18 protein-coding genes and 1 riboswitch are annotated in these 20709 nt (G+C 36.9%); of the genes, 13 read left to right on the top strand and 5 right to left on the bottom strand.

Features of this window, described 5'->3' with window-relative positions; translation table 11 throughout:
- Positions 1-3: 3 nt before the first annotated feature.
- The 3 genes from ACSSV9_RS00620 to ACSSV9_RS00610 form a co-directional block, all read right to left on the bottom strand.
- A complete protein-coding gene (locus tag ACSSV9_RS00620; protein WP_437345298.1) occupies positions 4-828 on the bottom strand; it encodes an SDH family Clp fold serine proteinase in 825 nt (274 codons plus the stop codon).
- Between the two features lie 13 nt (positions 829-841).
- Positions 842-1537 (bottom strand): rhomboid family intramembrane serine protease, encoded by a 696-nt coding sequence (locus ACSSV9_RS00615; RefSeq protein WP_437345297.1) that lies wholly within the window; start codon positions 1535-1537, stop codon positions 842-844.
- 1038 nt (positions 1538-2575) lie between these two features.
- Positions 2576-4978, bottom strand: coding sequence for a TonB-dependent receptor (locus ACSSV9_RS00610; protein WP_437345296.1), 2403 nt, complete (start codon positions 4976-4978; stop codon positions 2576-2578).
- A gap of 191 nt (positions 4979-5169) precedes the next feature.
- Here ACSSV9_RS00610 and ACSSV9_RS00605 point away from each other — a divergent pair, with 191 nt between their 5' ends.
- The 9 genes from ACSSV9_RS00605 (at position 5170) to ACSSV9_RS00565 (ending at position 14007) form a co-directional block, all read left to right on the top strand.
- Positions 5170-6468 (top strand): sigma-54 interaction domain-containing protein, encoded by a 1299-nt coding sequence (locus ACSSV9_RS00605; protein WP_437345295.1) that lies wholly within the window; start codon positions 5170-5172, stop codon positions 6466-6468.
- Between the two features lie 163 nt (positions 6469-6631).
- Positions 6632-7072: a tetratricopeptide repeat protein gene (locus ACSSV9_RS00600; RefSeq protein WP_437345294.1), complete on the top strand. Its 441-nt coding sequence runs from the start codon at positions 6632-6634 to the stop codon at positions 7070-7072.
- 12 nt (positions 7073-7084) lie between these two features.
- Positions 7085-8206 carry a C-GCAxxG-C-C family (seleno)protein gene (locus ACSSV9_RS00595; protein WP_437345293.1) on the top strand — a complete coding sequence of 374 codons (1122 nt, stop codon included), beginning with the start codon at positions 7085-7087 and terminating at the stop codon, positions 8204-8206.
- A 116-nt stretch (positions 8207-8322) separates the two neighbouring features.
- Entirely contained in the window at positions 8323-9330 is a 1008-nt protein-coding gene (locus ACSSV9_RS00590; RefSeq protein ID WP_437345292.1) for a LacI family DNA-binding transcriptional regulator, read from the top strand.
- Between the two features lie 129 nt (positions 9331-9459).
- Complete coding sequence (locus ACSSV9_RS00585) at positions 9460-11121, top strand: sodium:solute symporter family protein (RefSeq protein WP_437345291.1); 1662 nt, start codon at positions 9460-9462, stop codon at positions 11119-11121.
- 18 nt (positions 11122-11139) lie between these two features.
- Positions 11140-11340, top strand: coding sequence for a hypothetical protein (locus ACSSV9_RS00580; protein ID WP_437345290.1), 201 nt, complete (start codon positions 11140-11142; stop codon positions 11338-11340).
- A 2-nt stretch (positions 11341-11342) separates the two neighbouring features.
- A complete protein-coding gene (locus ACSSV9_RS00575) occupies positions 11343-12494 on the top strand; it encodes a galactokinase (RefSeq protein WP_437345289.1) in 1152 nt (383 codons plus the stop codon).
- Complete coding sequence (locus ACSSV9_RS00570; protein ID WP_437345288.1) at positions 12491-13540, top strand: UDP-glucose--hexose-1-phosphate uridylyltransferase; 1050 nt, start codon at positions 12491-12493, stop codon at positions 13538-13540. The genes ACSSV9_RS00575 and ACSSV9_RS00570 overlap by 4 nt, the downstream gene beginning before the upstream one ends.
- A complete protein-coding gene (locus ACSSV9_RS00565) occupies positions 13537-14007 on the top strand; it encodes a YciI family protein (protein ID WP_437345287.1) in 471 nt (156 codons plus the stop codon). Before ACSSV9_RS00570 ends, ACSSV9_RS00565 begins: the two co-directional genes overlap by 4 nt.
- Here the strand turns inward: ACSSV9_RS00565 and ACSSV9_RS00560 are convergent.
- On the bottom strand, positions 14004-15488 hold the full coding sequence (locus tag ACSSV9_RS00560; RefSeq protein WP_437345784.1) for a sigma-54-dependent Fis family transcriptional regulator: 1485 nt from the start codon (positions 15486-15488) through the stop codon (positions 14004-14006). The genes ACSSV9_RS00565 and ACSSV9_RS00560 overlap by 4 nt on opposite strands.
- A gap of 186 nt (positions 15489-15674) precedes the next feature.
- Here ACSSV9_RS00560 and ACSSV9_RS00555 point away from each other — a divergent pair, with 186 nt between their 5' ends.
- From ACSSV9_RS00555 to ACSSV9_RS00540, 4 genes are all read left to right on the top strand, one after another.
- Positions 15675-16145 (top strand): Dps family protein, encoded by a 471-nt coding sequence (locus ACSSV9_RS00555; protein ID WP_437345286.1) that lies wholly within the window; start codon positions 15675-15677, stop codon positions 16143-16145.
- Positions 16146-16154: 9 nt separating this feature from the next.
- Positions 16155-16805, top strand: a complete 651-nt coding sequence (locus ACSSV9_RS00550) for a peroxiredoxin (protein WP_437345285.1) — start codon at positions 16155-16157, stop codon at positions 16803-16805.
- Between the two features lie 111 nt (positions 16806-16916).
- Positions 16917-17849, top strand: a complete 933-nt coding sequence (locus ACSSV9_RS00545) for a sensor histidine kinase (RefSeq protein ID WP_437345284.1) — start codon at positions 16917-16919, stop codon at positions 17847-17849.
- Positions 17836-18459, top strand: coding sequence for a pseudouridine synthase (locus ACSSV9_RS00540; RefSeq protein ID WP_437345283.1), 624 nt, complete (start codon positions 17836-17838; stop codon positions 18457-18459). Before ACSSV9_RS00545 ends, ACSSV9_RS00540 begins: the two co-directional genes overlap by 14 nt.
- A gap of 3 nt (positions 18460-18462) precedes the next feature.
- On the opposite strand, the gene ACSSV9_RS00535 is transcribed toward ACSSV9_RS00540, so the two are convergent.
- Positions 18463-20373 (bottom strand): TonB-dependent receptor plug domain-containing protein, encoded by a 1911-nt coding sequence (locus ACSSV9_RS00535; RefSeq protein ID WP_437345282.1) that lies wholly within the window; start codon positions 20371-20373, stop codon positions 18463-18465.
- A 121-nt stretch (positions 20374-20494) separates the two neighbouring features.
- Positions 20495-20687: riboswitch (cobalamin riboswitch) on the bottom strand.
- Positions 20688-20709 lie beyond the last annotated feature (22 nt).

Genomic DNA, 20709 nt, shown 5'->3' with positions numbered 1-20709 from the left:
TTTCTATTCAGAAGTTTTTTCATTCTTTGTCCTGGGAAGAGGGATATATTCTACCGAGGGACGTCTTTGTTGAGTTTGAGGATAGAGAGCCATTAGTTGATAAATTTCATTGGGCATATCAGTCGTAACGGGCAGACCAAGGCTGATTGCTTCCTCCACAGTGATAGGATAATCGTGCGTCCAAACTCCCGAAGTTAATTTTTCTGCAACTTCATCAGCATTATTAATTTTGTCCTGAATTAATTTGAGAATAACATTTTTAACTTGACTTATTGCTTTTTGAGAAATGTCTGCCAGTATCAATGTTTCGTCGTCAATCTTATCAATTGGTTTTTTACTCAATATTTTCAAGATTGAAGCTGCGGGTTTTGTCCCAATTTGTGGATCAAGAGGTCCAAGTACTGCATTTTCGTCCATGACAATTTCATCTGCAGCAAGAGCAATCATAGTGCCACCTGACATAGCATAGTGTGGTATGAAAACTGTCACTTTGGCGGGATGTTTTTTCAATGCGTTGGCTATCTGTTCCGTTGCAAGCACAAGTCCACCCGGCGTGTGGAGTATAATATCGATTGGAACGTCTTTATCAGTTAACTTTATTGCACGTAAAATTTGTTCTGAATCATTTATGTCGATATATTTCATAAGCGGAAACCCGAGCATGCTCAAAGTTTCTTGGCGATGAATAAGTGCTATAACACGACTACCACGCCGTTTCTCAATTAATTCCAGTAATTTTATACGAGCCGAATCGAGCATCTTTTTCCTTATCAGTGGTTGTATTGAGGAAATAATAATGAACAGCCAAAAAAGTGCAAGGAACTCCATTTACCCCTCCTTTTTACCATGGATAAAATTCGTCTATATAAACTCTTCTTTTTTTCCTGTTTTTTAGCATAAAAGGCAACAATAGAGCACCAGTTACAAACCCTCCTACATGTGCCCAATAAGCCACTCCTCCGAAAGTTGCAGTGTTCGAAACTATCGATAACAGTCCATTGAAGAATTGTGTTATAAACCAGACGCCCGTATAAACAAATGCAGGTATGTCAATGAAAAATGGGATGAATAAAATCGGGATGAGAGTAATAATTTTTGCGTGAGGATAGAGAAATATATATGCGGCCATAACACCGCTGATGGCGCCGCTTGCTCCAACAGTTGGTATAACTGAATCCTGATTTAAGTAAATGTGAAGAAGAGCCGCTGCTGTACCGCTTAACAAGTAAAAGATTAAATATCGGAACGAACCGAGTCGGTCCTCAACATTGTCTCCAAAAATATAAAGAGCCAGCATATTGCTAAAAATGTGTGCCCAGCCCCCGTGTAAAAACATTGATGTATATATCGTAGAAATTTCGTAAATGTCAAAGTCATTAATAAAACGATACGGCACCACACCAAAGAGTTTTACAAATAATTCGGCTTCATCACCTAAACTTAACGTGAAAAAAAAACTTATAATGTTGAGTGTTATTAATGTCCAGTTAATTATGGGAAAGTGTCGTGAAGGAATATTGTCAGATATTGGAATCATTTAAGTGGTCCTGATTTTATTTGCATTATAATTATTTTAAATTACAAAACAAAATTAAACAAAATGAAATGACATACTGCAAGCGAAGAACTAATAATTGACGATAGTCTGCATTGTAATATTAGTGAATTAATAATACTATGAAATATTTTAATAGAGCAGGAAAGCAAGGGAATATTTAATACCATCGAAAATCTAAGGGTTTTGCCGAAAGAATTCAGATCGGATAATATTATAGAAGCAAAGAAGAAGAAAATCAAAAAGATTGTTTTTTTACTCAATGAAAACAAAGCTCGATATTTATTTTCAAATTGTAAATGCTGCTAAAGAAATTTTTCAGATTTTTAATGCGAGAAAAGAAAATTACGGCGATACTGGGATAAATTAATTCAGTCAAAATAAAAGGAAAATGTAGAAGCGAATTTATTGAAACACGTTATAGAAAAAACTGAAATATTTACGACTGATTCAGGTGAAGTAATGTGGGAGACAATAGTCTGAATACCGTGCCACTCTTAAAGGTAAATTATCAATTTTGTCAAAGAATATTTCAGCTAATGACGAGTGTGCATTATTGATTTCGGCCCAATTTTGTTATGCGTAGAATTTCGATAACTAAGTTGAATTGCTATCAAAAGTAGTTTCAATTTTATCTTGGTTCCTTTTTGCCCCGACAAAAGTAGAAGCTACTTTTACGAAAGATATTGCCCACAGATTCGTTATGCTGAGATCAATTATTTCTTAAAACTGGATGGGTATACGGGACATCTCACAAAAATTTGGGAAAAATCTATATTCATTAAATCCTGTTGGCAAATCCTACTCATATCGAGTCCCCTTTTTTTAGCACACAGTTAGAGAGACATCGAATCTACGAAATAATTGAAAACAGTGTTTATTTACTATTTGTGTATCGAATTACTCAGGGAAATAAAATCATAGATCAAATAGAAAAAATTAACGACAACTAACCTGATCTACTAATTGAATGGGAAGAATTATAAAAGGCTGTCCTGAATTAACAGGACAGCCTGAGCATTAAAATTCGTCGGACACTTCTCCATTAGGTGGCATGTCTTCGCCTTGATTTTCGCGACGATTATTTTTGTAGTTGTTTATGTTGAATCGGAGATTGAGCATTACGATTGGGGATTCGCGTTTGAAATGACTGTAATTATAAAAATCGTGGGATTCCTCCAGCATTTCAAATTCAGCTGTGCCGAATAAGTCTCTTACCTGAAGTGTAACACTCAACATTTTATTGAGAAATTCTTGCTTTAGTGCGAGGTTTGTAAACATGAAAGCTTCGCGTCGGCCTTGCGAAGAAACGCTTGGACTGTTATAAATCAAATTAAATTGAAGCGTTGTGTTCGTTGTCAATTTAATTGAATTATTGAATCGTACGTTCCAGTTAAAACTTTTTCTTTCGAATGGAATATCGTTTAAATGCCCTTTAATTCTGTAGTCGTAAAGATTACCCATCAGATTAATATTCCAATTTTTAATCAAGTCAAAGTTCAGAAAGAGTTCTGTTCCCAGTGAATAATCTGTACCAACATTTTGTACGCTCATTAAAGTAACATTATCGGAGAATGCCGATCGCACGTGTTCTATCTTATTTTTTACGACGCGGTAATAAGTTTCGAACGAAAATATCGTATTGCCGATCAGTGTTTGATAACCGAGTTCATAAGAATCGATATATTCCGGCAGAAGTGATGGATTTCCAATTCTTACGTTATATGCGTCCATCCAGGTATAAAATGGTTCGAATTCCCAACCACGAGGACGATTGATACGACGCGTGTAACTTGTCATAATTTCGTTGCCTTCGAAAATTTCATAGGAAATATGGAGCGATGGGAAAAAGTCCCATCTGTAAAGAGTAAACTCAAGGCTGCTGTCGGGAATTTCAACAGACCTACCTGTATATTCTCCTCTGAGTCCCAATTGATAGCCGAACGTTCCGATTTTATCCTGGAACAAAGTATAAATGGCCGACTCGTTTCGGCTATATTTTGTTGTATGACTGTATTCGTCAATAAAATCATATTCGTATGTAACGGGATTGTAATTAAGTAAACCAATTATTTCGTCAGAAAGATCGATTTGTCCCTGATAGCCAGCTTCGAATTTTCTGTCGCCGCCCAAGGGGAGTGTGTAGTCGATTTTAGCAATAAATTCTTTACCTGGACCGGATTCTGTATTAATTTTTCCTTCCACAATAGTATTACTTAGTAGAAGGTTATTTAGCGATTCTTCTTCGGAATTATCGCTGTCGAAGCTGAGGTCGGCAGTAAGTTGGTGCCCTTTCTCTGCAAAGTTGTGAATGTAATTTAAAGAGAGCGAATAATAATCGCCGCTCCTTTTTCTCGTAGAACTACTTATGTAACTTTCAGGAAGCGTGTTCAATGAGTTCCATTGAGTATAATAAAGATTAGAATTGCCTCCGAACGAACGACTACCGGCTCTGCCACCGAGGGTTAAAATTTTTTTGTTGCCAAAGTCGTAAGAAATTGAACCTCGTATTCCATAAAATTCTCTGTTGTTTTTAGATGTTCCAATCGAATTATAATAAGTAAATATATCGTTGCGATTAGTCCAGTTGTTTTGGTTCTGATCCATACCGAAATTTCTTTTATTATAGTTTAATCCGAAATTTATATCGAGATTATCGCTTTTGAGGTCAGTAATAATTTCGCCGCCGTATTTATCTTTCAAACCGCCGTTGAGTTCAACTAGTCCGCTCAGACCGATGTTCTTATTTTTTTTCATAACGATATTAATAATTCCAGCTGTCCCTTCCGGGTCGTATTTTGCCGAAGGATTGGTAATAATTTCGATGTTCTCAATTTCACTTGCAGGTATTTGCTGAAGCGTTTCATTAGGGTCTAATATCGAGGGTCTACCGTCAATTAGAACGCGAAAGTTCGTGCTTCCTCTTAAACTGACATTACCTTCGACGTCTACAGTGATTGAAGGAACGTTCTCGAGAATATCGACTGCTGTACCAGAAGCGGCAACAATATTCTGACCCACATTAATAACCTTTTTATCAATTTCATAAGAAATGGGTGCACGTTCTCCGCTAACTACCACGTCGTTGATTCCCACAGAATGGGGTGATAGTTCAATAATTCCAAGATCAAGAGTAGTGTTCGGCTTGATATTAAGGTCTTTTATGAAACTGTTGTCGTATCCGATAAAACTAATTCTTAAATAATATTTGCCGGGTTTAATTTTTTCGATAACAAAATTACCGTTTTTATCCGTAACCGTCCCAGTATACTGAGTGGAATCAGAAGCGTTGAATAAAACTAAATTTGCAAATTCCAGAGGAATTCTCGTCGATGCATCGAGTACTCGACCTGTTAACTTCCCTCCGCTTTGTGCAAAAACTTGAGAAATAAAAAAAATTATCACAATAAATAACTTCTTCATTTTAACTCCTTTCGAGAAATTAAAAACATTGATCAGAAAATATTCGTTCATTTGACAGAGGAGTGTTCTTATGAGTTTAATGCAATGAATTATCATTTTAGATTTTTATTTACTTACATAGAATAATTTTATATTTTTGTAAAAAAAAGATAAAAGACACTTATTATCTATAAGTATTAATTGAGTCAATAATGCTTAAAAAGAATGAAGAAATTCTTGATTTTCTTGCAGAAGGGATTTTCACTGTCGATAAAAACTTTGTTGTAAATTACTTCAATAAAGCAGCTGAAAGAATTACGGGATTCGATACGGCTGAGGTAAAAGGAAGAATTTGTAAACAAATTTTTCAGTCTGACCTTTGTATGGGGAACTGTCCCATTGCGGAAGCTTTATCGAAGGGAAAAAATTTGTTCGATTTAAGATCGAGAATAAAGAGGAAGGACGGCTCTTTTGTTAATGTCAAGTTGAATGTTGGGATATTGAGAGATGAAAATCAAAATCCCGTTGGAGGGGTAATTACAATCAGAGACTTATCTTATTTTCTCGATAATGAATACGAAAATTCAGATCATTTTTACGGAATAGTTGGAAGTAGCCGTGTAATGATGAATATTTTTAATTTGATTCAGGAAATTGCATATACTGATGCAAGTGTATTGATTACTGGTGAAACAGGCACCGGCAAAGAGATGATTGCCAATGCTATACAAGCTACAAGCAAAAGAAAAAATGAAAAATACATAAAAGTGAATTGTGCTGTATTACCACCCTCATTACTGGCGAGCGAATTGTTTGGTCACGCCAAAGGCGCTTTTACAGATGCAGTAAAGGATAGAATAGGCAGATTCGAATTAGCCGACGGAGGAACCATATTTCTGGATGAAATTGCCGAAATGCCAATTCAAATGCAGGCTCAACTGCTACGCGTTATTCAGGAAGGTACATTTGAACGACTCGGAGAGTCGATTACACGAAAAGTCGACGTACGAATTATTGCTGCTACAAATGTTGATATCAAAGAAGCGATAAGAGCCGGTAAATTTCGGGAAGATCTTTACTATAGATTAAATGTAATTCCAATTGAAGTGCCGCCTTTGAGAGAACGTAAGGAGGATATTCCTTTCCTTATTACTCATTTTCTTAATAAATATGATTTCATTTATAAAAAAGAAATAAAAAAAATCGACAAAGATGCACTCGAAGTTTTAACAGCATATCACTGGCCTGGTAATATTCGTGAACTCGAAAATGTGATCGAATATGCAGTAATCAGAACGAAAAGTCAAGAGGCGATAAAAATTTGTGCTCTGCCTGAATTTATTTTCGAGGGAAAGACGACCTGCATTAAAAAACAACATCAAAGTATCAGTCCCGCCCGTTTACTTCAGATACTGGAAGAAAACCACTGGAATAAATCGAAAGTTGCACGTCTCCTTGGTATTAATCGTACAACCTTATGGCGCTGGATGAAGGAGAGTAATCTTATCTAAAGCTGCTGCAAATGCAACATTTTGTTGCACTTCTTTAATTTACGATAAAATAAGGAGTTATCAATAATTGTTGCATATGCAGCAATTATACTAAAAATAAAAATACCTTTTTATCGTTTTATATAAAATTTTTTTTTGGCATGGTGTTTGTTAGAATTATTGCATGAGTGAAATGCTTGGAAATTATCATTTTCTGATTCGGGATTATTACTCGGCCTTAGGTGAACTGGAAAATGCCTTAGATAAAGATCCCGGAAATAAATTGATCAGAAAAAAACTGATTATATGCATGACTCAAGCTGGAAAGGTCGAGGAGGCATTTGACCATTTTTATTCTTTGATAAATGAGGATATCGGAATAATAATAAATACGAAACCTGATTGGGAAGATTGCCCTTGTCCTCATTTAGTAAATAAAATTGAAAAGGATGAAATCCCCGTAAAAAATCAGTATGAAAAATATTTACAACTTGGAATGCTCTGGCTTTACTGCGATGCAAAGGAATCGATTAAAAATTTCAAAAATGCTCTTAAATATCGCTCCGATGAAAAAATACTACATGTTATTAAACTAATTGAACCATATAATAAACATAACAATTAAGGGAGAACCAATATGCCAAAAGAACTTACAAGGAAAGAATTTTTATCGAACACGTCTAAATATGCAATCGGCGCAATAGCAGGCGTGGCTGGATTGAATGCATTATCGGGGGGAAAGATTTTAGCAAATTCCAAAGAAGCAACATGGCCCTGGCCTTACGTAACTCTGGATCCAGAAGACGTTCGTATCCGGGCACATCATCTATACTGGGACGACAAGGACTGTAGTTCAGGAGTATTTGGTGGGCTTGTAGAAGCACTGAGAGAAAAAATAGGGGATCCCTGGAACTATATGCCGATTGAAGTCATGCTATACGGTCGTGGCGGTGGTGCTGGATGGGGTACTCTATGCGGTGTTACAAACGGTGGTGCTGCTCTTATAAGTCTTGTTGTCTCCAAAGCTGATTCGGGAAAATTAATTAATGAATTGTGGGGCTGGTACACTACTGAGACACTTCCTACTAATGCAGCCAACCAGGCAGCGGTTGACGGTAAATATATCGATAAAAAGTATAACGATGTTCTTCCTCAATCAATTAGTGGCAGCGTCTTATGTCACTCCTCAGTATCTCAATGGTGTATGATAGCAAAGAAAAAAGTCAGCGATGTTGAAAGAAAAGAAAGATGCGCCAGATTAGCTGGAGATATCGCTGCAAAGACAGCAGAAATATTGAATGCATATTTCGCAGGTACATTTACGTCTACTTACGTTACTGACGACTATGTCACTCGGTGTCAGACATGCCACGGTCCAGCAGCTTTCAATACAGTAATGACTCAAATGGATTGCGAACCATGTCACGGCGACCCCCACGAAGTAACTGGATTAGTCGAAACTGACGGTTCAATTCCTTCGGATTATGAATTATCACAAAACTATCCTAATCCTTTTAATCCTACTACCAAAATTCAATTTGCTATCCCTAAGAATGAAAAAGTATCAGTTATTGTTTATGACATAATGGGACAGGAAGTTAAAAGACTAATTGATCATGAAATGCTAAACCCCGGCAAGTATACAGTAGAATGGAATGGTACTGATAATTATGGAAGGAAAGTTACAAGCGGTATCTACTTTGCACGAATGACTGCAGGACAGTATCAATTTACCCGCAAAATGAATCTCGCAAAATAATCATTACAGCAGGCTGCAGATAATTGTGTCTGCAGCCTCCATTTCTAAATTTATTTCTCATTTGATAATAAAGTCGATAACACATATTATTGTAAAAATGATTGAATCACTTTTCAATGAAACATACTACTATTAACGATATTGCTCGAAAATTAGGAATCTCTCCTTCGACAGTTTCAAGAGCTTTGAGCAACCATCCCGACGTTAAAGAAGAAACAAAGAAAAAAGTAAGAAAGGTTGCCAACGAGTTAAATTATACACCAAATCAAATAGCTCAAAGCCTTAAAACTAAACGAACAAATGCAATTGGTGTAATTGTGCCTGAAATCAAGCACGACTTTTTCTCGTCGGCTATTAGCGGCATCGAAGAAGTTGCCTATCATTCGGGCTATACAATAATTGTTTCGCAGTCGAACGAAAGCTTTGAAAGGGAGGTGGTTAATACAACCGCACTGGTACAGCAGCGGGTAGCCGGTTTAATTGTATCAATATCCCAGAGCACAAAGTCAGGCGAGCATTTTCAGGCATTGATTGACAGAGGAATACCATTGGTATTTTTCGATCGCGTAATAAATGAGTTAAATGTATTTAAAGTTATAATCGATGACAAACAGAGTGCATTTAAAGCTGTTATGCATTTAATCGAGAGGGGTTACAGGAACATAGCTCATCTGGCAGGGCCCAGAACTCTTGAGATTTGTAAAGCTCGTCTGGAAGGATATAAAGAGGCGTTAACTTATGCAGGAATTCCTTTCAAAGAAGATTTTGTAATGTACGGTGGAATGCACGAAAATGACGGTTATGCATCGATGGATAAACTAATAAAAAAAGGTACTGTACCAGATGCAATATTTGCAGTCAATGATCCTGTGGCAGTTGGAGCATTTCAAAGGATTAAAGAGGCGGGAATGAAAATTCCTGAAGAGGTTGGGATTGTTGGATTTTCGAACAACAAAATAACCACACTGGTGGACCCGCCGTTGACAACGGTTGACCAGCCTTCCTTTGAAATGGGGAAGAAAGCAACGGAGATACTGATTGATTTGATCGAAAATCCAGAAAAAGAGATTAAACCTTCGGTAGTAGTTCTTGATGCCGAATTAATAGTGAGAAAATCGACATAAAATTTTTATCATTTTCTGCAAACGTTTGCATAATTCGATTTTATTACTTTATTTTGACTTGTGAATTTGTTCTTTCTCCATATTTTGCTGTACCTACATTTAATAATTGAATAAATAAAAGGTAATAATATGGAAGCTATTGGTCTCTCCTTTATCGACTGGCTTATTATCCTTATCTATTTCCTCTTTGTTATCGGTATCGGTTTCTACCTGAAAAAATTTACCACGAGTGAAGAGGATTTCTTCCTTGCAGGACGAAAAAATTCTTCCTGGGTTGCCGGCCTGGCCTTCTTATCGGCAAATCTTGGCGCTCTCGAATTGATGGGCATGACTGGAAATACTTTCAAATACGGAATGTATGTCGCTCATTTTTACTGGATTGGTGCAATTCCAGCAATGCTTTTCCTCGGTATTTATATGATGCCTTTCTACTATAGTAGTAAAATTAAATCGATCCCGGGTTATCTTAAATTACGCTTCGATGAAAAAACGAGAGTTCTTAACGGCATCTCTTTTGCAATTATGACTCTCCTTGTCTCCGGAATTAATCTCTACGCAATGGCTCTTGTACTTCATACATTTTTAGGATGGAATTGGGATGTTAGTATGTGGGCTTCGGCTGCAACAGTGGCAGCTTATGTAACTTTGAGCGGATTAATGTCCGCTATCTTCACGGAGATTATCCAATTCTTCTTAATCTGGTTCGGCCTGTTCCTTGTTTCAGTTATGGGTATAATTGAAATCGGCAGTGTGAACGACATTTTAAACAGACTCCCCGAATCGATGAATACACTCTGGTCAACTTCAAGTGATCCAACACAAAATGGGATGCTTATTCACTGGGCCGGTATTGTCTTGGGACTTGGTTTTGTCCTTTCGTTTGGTTACTGGACTACAGACTTTCTTGTTATACAGCGTGCATTTTCGGCTAAAGATTTAAGATCAGCTCGTATGACACCAATTCTTGCATCATTCTTCAAAATGGCTCTTCCATTCATAGTCATTTTAGCTGGACTTGTAGCCATCGCATTGTCGAATGATCCAGCAAGTGGATTTAAATTGCTTGAAGACGGTGGTCAGGTAAACTATGACTCGGCACTGCCACTTTTAATTGCCAGATACTATCCGAGTGGCCTGGTGGGACTTGGAGTTACGGCTTTGCTTGCTGGTTTTATGGCTGGTCAGGCGGGCAATATCAGTGCTTTTAATACCGTATGGACTTACGATATTTATAAATCAGTACTTAACAAAAATGCTTCCGAAAATCACCTCCTCTGGATGGGTAGAGTATCTACCGTTGTTGGAGTGATAATTTCTTTAGGAACTGCTTATTGGGCAAAAAGTTTTCCGAGCATTATGGATTATATGCAGGCAATCTTCTCATGGGTCAATGCGCCTCTGTTTGCAACAATGCTGCTCGGCATGTTTATCTGGTGGATTACTCCAAACGGTGCATTCTGGGGGCTTGTAGTCGGAATGCTCTCTTCATTTTTCATGTATATGGGAGTGAAATTCGATTGGTTTAATGAAAGTATTATTACAATGTCAAGTGTTCAGAGCGATATGGCTGCAAATTTCTGGAGAGCCTGGTGGGCATGGCTTATTTGCGCAGTGCTTACGGTAATTATTAGTTTATTTACAAAAAAGAAACCAAAAGAACAACTAGTCGGCTTGGTTAAGGGACTGACTAATGAAAAAATCGAGCAGAATATTCCTCTTACAAAAAAACCTGAGTTTTATGCCGTCATTTCATTAATCGTTTTAATTATTCTAAATGTAATCTTTTGGTAAAAACCAAGGAGAAAGATTATGAAACCGATATGGTATTTTGTAGGACTAATACTATTAATAATGGGTGGGATTATTTTTCTAAACGGCATCTATCAAGCTCTTCATCCGGAAAGTGTAAAGACGGTTTTGAAAGAAACTCATCCGTCTTTGTGGTGGGGTGCAGTGATGATTATATTCGGCGCTGTTATGTTTTTCAAAACTAAAAATCAGAGTGTCTGAAAATGATCGAGTCGATTAAAGAAAAATTCAGCGAGCTTTTTAAGGGTGAACCCGTCATAATTAGATCGCCCGGCAGAGTTAATCTTATTGGCGAGCATACGGATTATAACTTGGGATATGTACTCCCTGCAGCTATCGACAAAGCAATTTATTTCGCAATTAAGCCGAGAAATGATAAAAGGATAAACCTATTTGCTTACGATTTAAATGATGAATGGAAATTTAGTGTGGATGATATAAATAAATCGGAAAAAAGTTGGGCAAACTATTTAATCGGCGTTGTCGACCAGATTAAAAAAGCTGGCAAAGAAATTAAGGGATTCGATTGTGTATTTGGGGGGGATATACCGATCGGAGCGGGACTTTCGTCTTCGGCTGCAATAGAAGCAGGACTGGCTTTTGCACTGGATAAATTATTTAATCTTGGATTCGAAAAAATCGAATTGGTTAAACTGGCGCAAAGAGCTGAAAATCAATTCGTCGGAGTTCAATGCGGAATCATGGATCAGTATATCAACATTTTCGGCAAAAAAGGAAATGTATTGAGAATCGATTGTCGAAGTCTCGACTACGACTATTTCCCTTTCGAATTTGACAATGTTTCAGTTGTGCTTTTTAATTCAAACGTTTCACACTCTTTGGCCTCTTCCGAGTATAATCAAAGAAGGAAAGAATGTACGACCGGCGTCGATATAATTAAACAAAAATATGAAAATGTTAATTCGCTCAGAGACGTTACTCTCGATATGCTTGAAGATTGCCGCGATAAACTTGATGGTGTAATCTATAAGAGATGTAAATATGTAATTGAAGAAAACGAACGGCTGTTAAATGCATGCAGTGCATTAAGTGAAAATAATCTTCAGGAATTCGGCAAGTATATGTATTATTCTCATAAAGGTCTTAGTGAAGAATATGAAGTAAGTTGTCCTGAACTCGATTATCTTGTCGAGCTGGTTTCAGATCAGAACGGTGTCTACGGTGCAAGGATGATGGGCGGCGGTTTCGGTGGTTGCACTATTAATTTGATAGAAAATAAATATGTTGATTCGGTCGCTCAAAAGGTAAAAGAAAATTATAGAAAAAAATTCGGTATTGACGTCGAAGTTTATGTAACATCAATAAACAACGGAACGGAAATTGTCGAGTTATGAAGAATTCAAATTTAACGGATTACCCGCACAGAAGATTGAATATTTTAACTGGTGAATGGGTGCTTTGCTCTCCTCACAGGACAAAAAGACCCTGGCAGGGTGAACAATCAGAAACACAGGAGGAAAAAAGACCCGAATATGATCCAGAATGTTATCTATGCCCCGGTAATGTAAGAGCCAATGGCGAGCGAAATCCTGATTATAAAACAACTTTTGTATTCACTAACGATTTTTCTGCACTCCTTGAAGAAACTCCTGAATTCAATTTCAATGAAAAAGATTTACTCGTAGCCAGAGGCCAGAAGGGAATTTGTAGAGTGGTTAATTTTTCTCCACGACACGATTTAACTCTGGCGGAGATGAATATTGAAGAAATTGAAAATGTTATAACTGTCTGGCAGAATGAATTTGAACTTCTTGGAAGTAAACCTTTTATTAAATACGTTCAAATATTCGAAAACAAAGGGAAAATTATGGGGAATAGTAATCCACATCCTCATTGCCAGATTTGGGCGCAGGAAGAAATTCCCAATGAACCTCTCAAAGAATTAAAACAATTCAAGAAGTATTTTCATAAAAATAAAAGAACTTTACTCCAGGATTATATAAAACTTGAGTTACGCAAAAAGGAACGTTTGGTTTATAGCAACGAATCCTTCGTAGCGCTTGTCCCTTTTTGGGCTGTATGGCCGTACGAAACTTTGATTGTATCACGCCGACCAATTGCAAATATTTTGCAATTCAGAAAAAAGGAAAAAAAAGACTTTGCCGATATTCTAAAAACAATTACAACCAAGTATGATAACTTATTTAAGATATCGTTCCCGTATTCGGCAGGATTACATCAGGCGCAGACAGATGGTAAAGACCATAAAGAATGGCATTTTCACATGCACTTTTATCCACCATTATTGAGGTCAGCAACGGTCAAAAAATTTATGGTAGGTTACGAAATGCTTGCAGAACCACAAAGAGATATTACGCCTGAGTATAGCTCAGAAATTTTACGTAATTTGCCGGTGAAACATTACAAGGAAATACAATGACAAACTTAAATCTTTCACCGGTTATTATAGCAATTATTTTATTAATGATAACGGCAAAGACTTCAGCTCAAAGTGGCAGCTATGATTCAACATTAGCAAAACAGGTTGGTGCCGATCAGTACGGTATGAAGCAATATTTTATGGTGTTTCTCTTTCGAGGTGACGTCAAAATTGAAGATGAGGCAAAACGAAATGAAATTCAAAGAGCTCACCTGAAAAATATCACAAAACTTGGAGAAGACAAGAAATTAATTTTAGCAGGATCTTTTCTGGACAACGGAGATTTGAGAGGAATTTTCATTTTTGATGTCGAGTCGATGGAGGAAGCGAAACAACTCACCGAATCCGATCCTGCTGTTAAAGCAGGGGTTCTCAGGATGGAAATAAAGCCATGGTATGGATCTGCCGCCCTAATGATGATACCTGAAATTCATTCGAAGTTAAGTAAGGTCAACATTGCCGATTAAGATATACCGAGTTTTTTCATCTTGCTTTGCAAAGTTGTTGGTTTAAGTTTTAATAGGGAGGCTGCACCATCTGGACCATAAATTTTCCCTTTCGATTTTTTGAGAGCTTTGAGTATAATTTTTTTGATTTCTTCGTCAAAAGGCGCTACCGTGTTGTCTTCGTCATTTGAATTGTTTTTAATTTCTTCATATTCAAAAATAATATGCTCGGGTTTGATAATTCCGTAATTGCACAAAATAATTGCTCGTTCGAGAGTATTTTGCAGTTCACGAACATTTCCGTGCCAGCTATAGTCTGTGAGTCTATTTAATGCAGCTTCTGAAAGAGCTATATTTGGTTTATTTAATTTTTCTCCTAATTTCTCAATAAAATAATTTGCCAGTAAGAAAATATCATCTTTGCGTTCTCTCAGTGGTGGAAGTTTTATTGGAAATACATTCAATCGATAATATAAATCCTCCCGAAATTTTCCTTCTTTTACTTTTTCGAATAAATCTACGTTGGTAGCACAAATGATTCTAACATCGGATTTAATAGTTATTTCGCCGCCAAGTCTTTCGAATGTGCCTTCCTGGATTGCACGTAATAATTTCGGTTGTATTTCGAAAGGCAGGTCAGCAATTTCGTCCAGGAACAAAGTGCCGCCATCGGCAAGTTCAAACCTTCCGCGTCTTTGAGAGATTGCTCCTGTAAAAGCTCCTTTTTCGTGTCCAAATAATTCGCTTTCAGCTAAATTATAATTCAATGCTGAACAATTGAGTGTAATAAATGGTTTGTCAGAACGATTTGATAGAGCATGGATTGCTTTTGCGACCTGTTCTTTTCCAGTACCAGTTTCGCCCAATATCATTACGTGCGATTCCGTAGGGGCAACCAGCTTAATCTTTTCTATTACCTGAGTCCACTTTTGAGATTTACCAACCAGACCTTTGAGAACCGATGAAATGTCACCCAATAAAGAATTGCGTTCATAAATCAAAGTTTGTTTTTCACTCAATAACGAATCGTTCATAATTGATTGAGCAAGTGCAAGAGAAATTAATTTGGATAATGTGCTTGTTAAATTTACCCTCATAGGAGTAAACATGTCGCACTGACGGTGGTCGAGCGTCATCAAGCCGAGGATATCTCCATGGATCTTCAGAGGAGCTAACATACACGAATGTCCCAAAGGGAGATCGATTACTCCTTTGTAAGTGTCTTCGTGATGGGGATCTTTCGATTCTTCTACTAATTTAACATTACCTGAAATAAGTACATCACGTATGTCAGTTCTTTTTTTCAGGTCAACTGCAAAATTGTAGATTTCATCGGTTACCAGCAGCCCTTTTGCATAACGGACCTTCAATTTATCATCTCCTTCACGACTTAGAATTACAGCAAGTTCATAAGGGACTATTTCCTGGATAGCATCAAGCAAGATATCCATCGTAACTGCAGGAGTTAAATAACTGATTGTATTTAGTTTCAAATCGTTCATCATTGCACCGAATAATAGTTGTTTTACGAATAATCGTTGCAAAATATAACTAAATATAGTTGCAACATCAATGCTGGAAAATAAAATATTCTAAGATATTGTTAATAAATGAGTTAATATGATAATTATTCTGGCACACAAATTGACTTAATAATGTTAGTTTTAATTAAACAAAAGGAGAAGAAGATGAAAACTCAAGTATCAAATAGCGTTAATGTTGAGACCGCTGAACTTCTTAAAACAGTTCTGGCGGATCAATTTGTGCTTTACACAAAAGCGAGAAACTATCACTGGAATGTAACCGGCGGACATTTTTATCGCTTGCATGAAATATTTGAAAAATTGTACGATGAACTGGCTGAAGATATTGATGAAGTGGCTGAAAGAATTCGGGCCCTTGGAGTTAATGCGCCCGGGACATTAAGCGAATTTCTAAGACTTTCTCAAATCGGCGAAACTGAAAATTACTATCCAGCTGCCGAGGAAATGGTGCGTACATTTACAAACGACTATGAACTTGTAACAAATCGTATAATTGAAAATGCTATAAAAATTCAAGACGAATTCAGGGATGAAATTACAGCGGGACTGTTATATGGTCTTGCTCAGAAATACCAGAAAAATCTGTGGATGCTTAAATCATTAATTAATAACTAAGGAGGAAAAATGGAACAGGTAAGAAATGGAATTCCATTGATTGGCGACAAAATGCCAGAGTTAACAGTTCAAACTACTCACGGTATAAAAAATATTCCTGGTGATTACAAAGGTAAATGGATTGTACTTTTTAGTCATCCGGCAGACTTTACACCAGTGTGCACGACCGAGTTTGTTGCTTTTGCAAAGAGAAATGACGAATTCAAAAAACTAAATGCAGAATTGCTGGGGCTTTCAATCGACCAGGTCTTCTCGCATATTAAATGGGTCGAATGGATCGAAGAAAAAATCGGCGTTAAAATTCCTTTCCCTATTATCGCAGACGATATGGGCAAAGTTGCCGAAGCCTTTGGAATGGTACATCCAGGTAAAGGTACAAATACTGTACGGGCGGTATTTTTAATTGATCCGAATGGTGTCATCCGTCTTATGATCTACTATCCACAGGAAATCGGTAGGCAGGTTGACGAAGTATTGAGAGCTCTAAGAGCACTTCAAATTTCGGATATTAATAAAGTGGCTATGCCCGAAAACTGGCCCAATAACGAATTGATTAAGGATAAAGTAATCATACCACCGCCGAAAGACATAGCAGAAGCCGAAAAAAGAAAATCCTCAAAAGAAGGATACGATTGGTGGTTTACTTATAAATCCCTTTGACAATTATAGGCTGCCTTTCTGGCAGCCTTTTTATTTCTCCCTCCTCTTTACAAATGAGCCCTGCTTTTTCTATTTTAAATTGATTGGATATCTTTAAGTTATGTATTCATAATGAATATAAACCTTGAACTAATACTTATACTTCTCCTGCTGCTCTCTTTACTGGCGAGCATTTTAGTTTATTTTCTGATAAAAAAGATAAAGAATAAAAGCAGGGAACTCGAGAATCAACTTAACCTCAAACTTCAGCAGCTCGAAATCCTCAATAATACATTAATGGAAGAAATACAACTCAGAAAAGAAACGGAGAAAAAATTACTCGAAAAGGCAGAGGAACTTCAGCAATCCAACAGAGATAAAGACAGAATGTTTTCTGTAATTTCACACGACCTTAAAAATCCTTTCCAGGGTTTACTTAGCTATTCGGAAATGCTTTATGAGGAATTCAACGAATTGGACGACAATGTTAAACTTGAAATTGCCAAAGGAATTCGTTCCTCAACGAAAAATATTTACAATCTTTTAGTTAATCTCCTTGAATGGTCGCGCTTAAAAACCAATAGAATGGAAATAGAAATAAAAGAAATTAATTTATACGAGCTGGTGCAGGAAGTTTATAATCTGCATATGCCAAATGCTAAAAAGAAAAATATTGAGTTATTGAATGAAATTGATAAGAAAGCCGTTGTTCAGAGCGACGAATATATGCTCAATTCCATCTTTAATAATTTGATAGGTAATGCAATTAAATATTCGGACGACGGCGACAAAGTTATTGCACGCTGCGAATTCAATTCGGACACTCTGGAAATTTCGATACAGGATACAGGAGTAGGAATTCCAGTCGAGAGATTGAGAACTTTGTTCAAACCAGGCAGTAACCGCTCGACAGCTGGGACTCAGAATGAAAGCGGCACTGGATTGGGATTATTGATATGTAAAGAAATGATTGAGAAACTCAACGGAAAAATTACAGTAGAAAGCAAAGAAGGCGAAGGTACTCGCTTTACAATAATTCTACCGTGCGATCATGAAAGAGTATAGATACTACTTGGTTTATAAACCATACGGGATGCTTTCTCAATTTTCTGATAATCAGGGACGACCTACATTAAAATCACTTTTCCCGTTTCCGAAAGATGTCTATCCTGTTGGTAGATTAGATATGGATAGCGAAGGCTTGTTATTGGTTACTAACGATAAAAAAATAAATAATATTTTATTAAATCCAGATTATTGTCACGAGCGGGAGTATTATGTACAGGTTGAAGGAATTCCCGATGAAGAAGCACTCGATAAATTGAGAAAAGGAGTGTTTATTAAAGGAATGAAAACATTGCCTGCAAAAGTCAGGTTGATTGAGTCTCCCGACCTTCCGGAACGAATTCCACCTATTAGAAAAAGATTAAACATACCTACTTGCTGGCTAAGTATTACATTAATTGAGGGGAAAAACAGACAGGTTAGAAGAATGACGGCTTCTGTTGGTTATCCTACATTGCGACTTGTACGAGTGCGAATAGAAAATCTCCATCTAAAAAATATGAAACCCGGGGAAGTACTTCAGTTGCAAGGAAGAAAGCTTTCGGAATTTTATAAAATAATTAATAAAAAAGCTGCTTCGCATTTTTTATCGAATACGAAGCAGCGTTAAAAGCTACATACTTAATTTAATGCCTCCATAAAGACTTCTTCCATAAGTTCCATAATAAAGTATTTCTTCATAATCTTCATTAAAGATGTTATCAATTCTTCCGTACAATCTAATTTTATCAGTCAATTTAAATGAAACCGAAAAATTAACAAGAGTGTAAGGACTCAATTCCACTCTTTGAGCTGGATAAACCGAAAAATCTTTGTCGTATCGGCTACCTTTATATTTTAACTCAGCAGCAAGATAAAAACGATCTATCTGGTAGCCTGCTGAAAAGAAGAGTTGATGAGCGGGTCTTCTTAAAAGTTCTTTTCCATAATCTTCGCTTGCCAAGTACTTGTCTTTGGTTTTGTTGTAAGTATAACTGAAGTTCAAATCAACACCGTAATAATTTCTTAAATTAATATAAGTTTCCAAGCCATTGGATTCCGCTTCTGCGATATTAATAGTTTTATAATTCTCATCATAACCAAACATATTTTTCATGTCGAGCTGGAAATATGTTATGCCAGTTATAAATTTGTTGTCGATTAGTGACTGTTCTATTCCAATGTCCAGACCGGTTGTTTCCTCAGGTTTTAATTCAGGATTGCCGTAAAGTGGATCCAGCAAATAATAGAGGGAAGGAGCTTTAAAACCAGTACCGTATGAAAGTTTAATCTTTGTGCCAGTTTGAGAAATAAAATAAGATGGTGCAAATCTGTATGTGGTTTTGTTACCATATTTGCTGTGTTTGTCGAATCTAATTCCTGCTGTGATGAAAATTTTACCTGCTATGTTGATTTGATCCTGTAAGTAAATTCCCACATTGTCCATCGACGATTCAGGGAAGGTGCTGGCATATTCGCCCCATTGCGAATTGCTTAAATAGTTTGTGTAAGCTGTTTCTTTTTCGTAAGCAACGCCGGCGGTTATTGTGTTGGAGTTCAAATGTAATATATTCATAAAATCGGCTGCCAGACGTGTCCCTCTATTGTAACTGTCAGATGAAGTTGAAGGTCGTAAATCGTCAGGTAGATCGATTGCGTTGGCGAATTTTCTGGTTGCTGAAAGAACCAGAGATTGCTCGAGCAAATTTTCCAGTCCCTTATAATTAAGTGCTGCCTTGAAAACCTGGTCTTCATTTTTATAAGTGTAATTCGGATCGTCTCCATATTTATCGTTTTGATCGAGATCGGTATTTGTCTTTATATATTTATATAAAAATTCTGCATTAAGATTGTTAAGTAGCGGGTAATTAAGTTTAACGGTAATGCCGTTATTTGTGTAACCATCGTCTTCTGTGTTTCCGTATTTCGAATTGCTTGCAGAAATTCCCTCTGTTGAATGTCTACTTAGATTAATAAAATAATTGAGTTTTCCAATAGTGCTGTTAAGGTTAAGAGCACCTTTAAATGTTGAATGTGACCCCGCTTCAGCATTTAGAGAATAATTGTTCGCTCCGGCTTTCTGAGTAATGATATTGATAATTCCAGCTGCTGCGTCAGCGCCGTATAAAGTGCTTTGGGGACCTCTTACAATTTCGATTCGTTCTATATCGTCGGTTGTTAGATTCGCAAAATCGAAAGCGTTGTTCGGTGAAGTGGGATCGTTCATTTTAATTCCATCGATATAAACAAGCGTATGGTTTGAATTTGCGCCTCTGATGAACGAGTATGATATTCTACCGCGTCCTCCCTGTTGAGTGATAGAAATGCCTGGTGCTCTTCTCAATAGATCGATTACGTCGTTGAGATTGGAATTTTCAATTTCATCTCGTGTAAAAACCGTAACCGAGCTGGCAATTGCGTAGTAGGGAGTTTCGGTTTTGGTTGCAGTTACAACAACTTCCGATAGAGTAGTTTTAAGCGTATCGGTTTGTGCATTTAAAAACGAGAAAGAAAAAATTAATAATAAAGTGATGGAAGCTTTCATAGAAGTTACTCCTTTTTAAATTAAGAATCGGTTGATTAAAAAGTTGTAACTTCGTGGGTTAGGGGATTGGAACGAACGAATGTGAGAAAATTCGTTAATCACAACCTCACCCGCGAAGGTTGATTATTCTTAATTTGCGGTAGGTCTCCTGGCTTGGGACTCCTATCAGCGCCTTCCCATACCGTTTGACAGTACAGTGGCATTTTGCTGAAGGATTTATATGTCCCTCACAGTTGCGGGGCAGCACCGGATTTGTGTTACCTCACCGGTTTCCCTATTAAGTCTTTAAAGACACCGCAAACTTTTTTAAGAACTGAGCGAATATAGAAAATATAA

Source organism: Melioribacter sulfuriphilus, assembly GCF_051488685.1.
GTDB lineage: Bacteria > Bacteroidota > Ignavibacteria > Ignavibacteriales > Melioribacteraceae > Melioribacter.
The sequence above is the reverse complement of the archived record's forward strand: the minus strand, read 5'-3'. Positions and strand labels throughout refer to the sequence as shown.

What these genes read in the sequence shown, in the direction of transcription:
- ACSSV9_RS00620 (WP_437345298.1), bottom strand. Translation starts at nt 828, where the DNA reads ATGGAGTTCCTTGCACTTTTTTGGCTGTTCATTATTATTTCCTCAATA.
- ACSSV9_RS00615 (WP_437345297.1), bottom strand. Translation starts at nt 1,537, where the DNA reads ATGATTCCAATATCTGACAATATTCCTTCACGACACTTTCCCATAATT.
- ACSSV9_RS00610 (WP_437345296.1), bottom strand. Translation starts at nt 4,978, where the DNA reads ATGAAGAAGTTATTTATTGTGATAATTTTTTTTATTTCTCAAGTTTTT.
- ACSSV9_RS00605 (WP_437345295.1), top strand. Translation starts at nt 5,170, where the DNA reads ATGCTTAAAAAGAATGAAGAAATTCTTGATTTTCTTGCAGAAGGGATT.
- ACSSV9_RS00600 (WP_437345294.1), top strand. Translation starts at nt 6,632, where the DNA reads ATGAGTGAAATGCTTGGAAATTATCATTTTCTGATTCGGGATTATTAC.
- ACSSV9_RS00595 (WP_437345293.1), top strand. Translation starts at nt 7,085, where the DNA reads ATGCCAAAAGAACTTACAAGGAAAGAATTTTTATCGAACACGTCTAAA.
- ACSSV9_RS00590 (WP_437345292.1), top strand. Translation starts at nt 8,323, where the DNA reads ATGAAACATACTACTATTAACGATATTGCTCGAAAATTAGGAATCTCT.
- ACSSV9_RS00585 (WP_437345291.1), top strand. Translation starts at nt 9,460, where the DNA reads ATGGAAGCTATTGGTCTCTCCTTTATCGACTGGCTTATTATCCTTATC.
- ACSSV9_RS00580 (WP_437345290.1), top strand. Translation starts at nt 11,140, where the DNA reads ATGAAACCGATATGGTATTTTGTAGGACTAATACTATTAATAATGGGT.
- ACSSV9_RS00575 (WP_437345289.1), top strand. Translation starts at nt 11,343, where the DNA reads ATGATCGAGTCGATTAAAGAAAAATTCAGCGAGCTTTTTAAGGGTGAA.
- ACSSV9_RS00570 (WP_437345288.1), top strand. Translation starts at nt 12,491, where the DNA reads ATGAAGAATTCAAATTTAACGGATTACCCGCACAGAAGATTGAATATT.
- ACSSV9_RS00565 (WP_437345287.1), top strand. Translation starts at nt 13,537, where the DNA reads ATGACAAACTTAAATCTTTCACCGGTTATTATAGCAATTATTTTATTA.
- ACSSV9_RS00560 (WP_437345784.1), bottom strand. Translation starts at nt 15,488, where the DNA reads ATGAACGATTTGAAACTAAATACAATCAGTTATTTAACTCCTGCAGTT.
- ACSSV9_RS00555 (WP_437345286.1), top strand. Translation starts at nt 15,675, where the DNA reads ATGAAAACTCAAGTATCAAATAGCGTTAATGTTGAGACCGCTGAACTT.
- ACSSV9_RS00550 (WP_437345285.1), top strand. Translation starts at nt 16,155, where the DNA reads ATGGAACAGGTAAGAAATGGAATTCCATTGATTGGCGACAAAATGCCA.
- ACSSV9_RS00545 (WP_437345284.1), top strand. Translation starts at nt 16,917, where the DNA reads ATGAATATAAACCTTGAACTAATACTTATACTTCTCCTGCTGCTCTCT.
- ACSSV9_RS00540 (WP_437345283.1), top strand. Translation starts at nt 17,836, where the DNA reads ATGAAAGAGTATAGATACTACTTGGTTTATAAACCATACGGGATGCTT.
- ACSSV9_RS00535 (WP_437345282.1), bottom strand. Translation starts at nt 20,373, where the DNA reads ATGAAAGCTTCCATCACTTTATTATTAATTTTTTCTTTCTCGTTTTTA.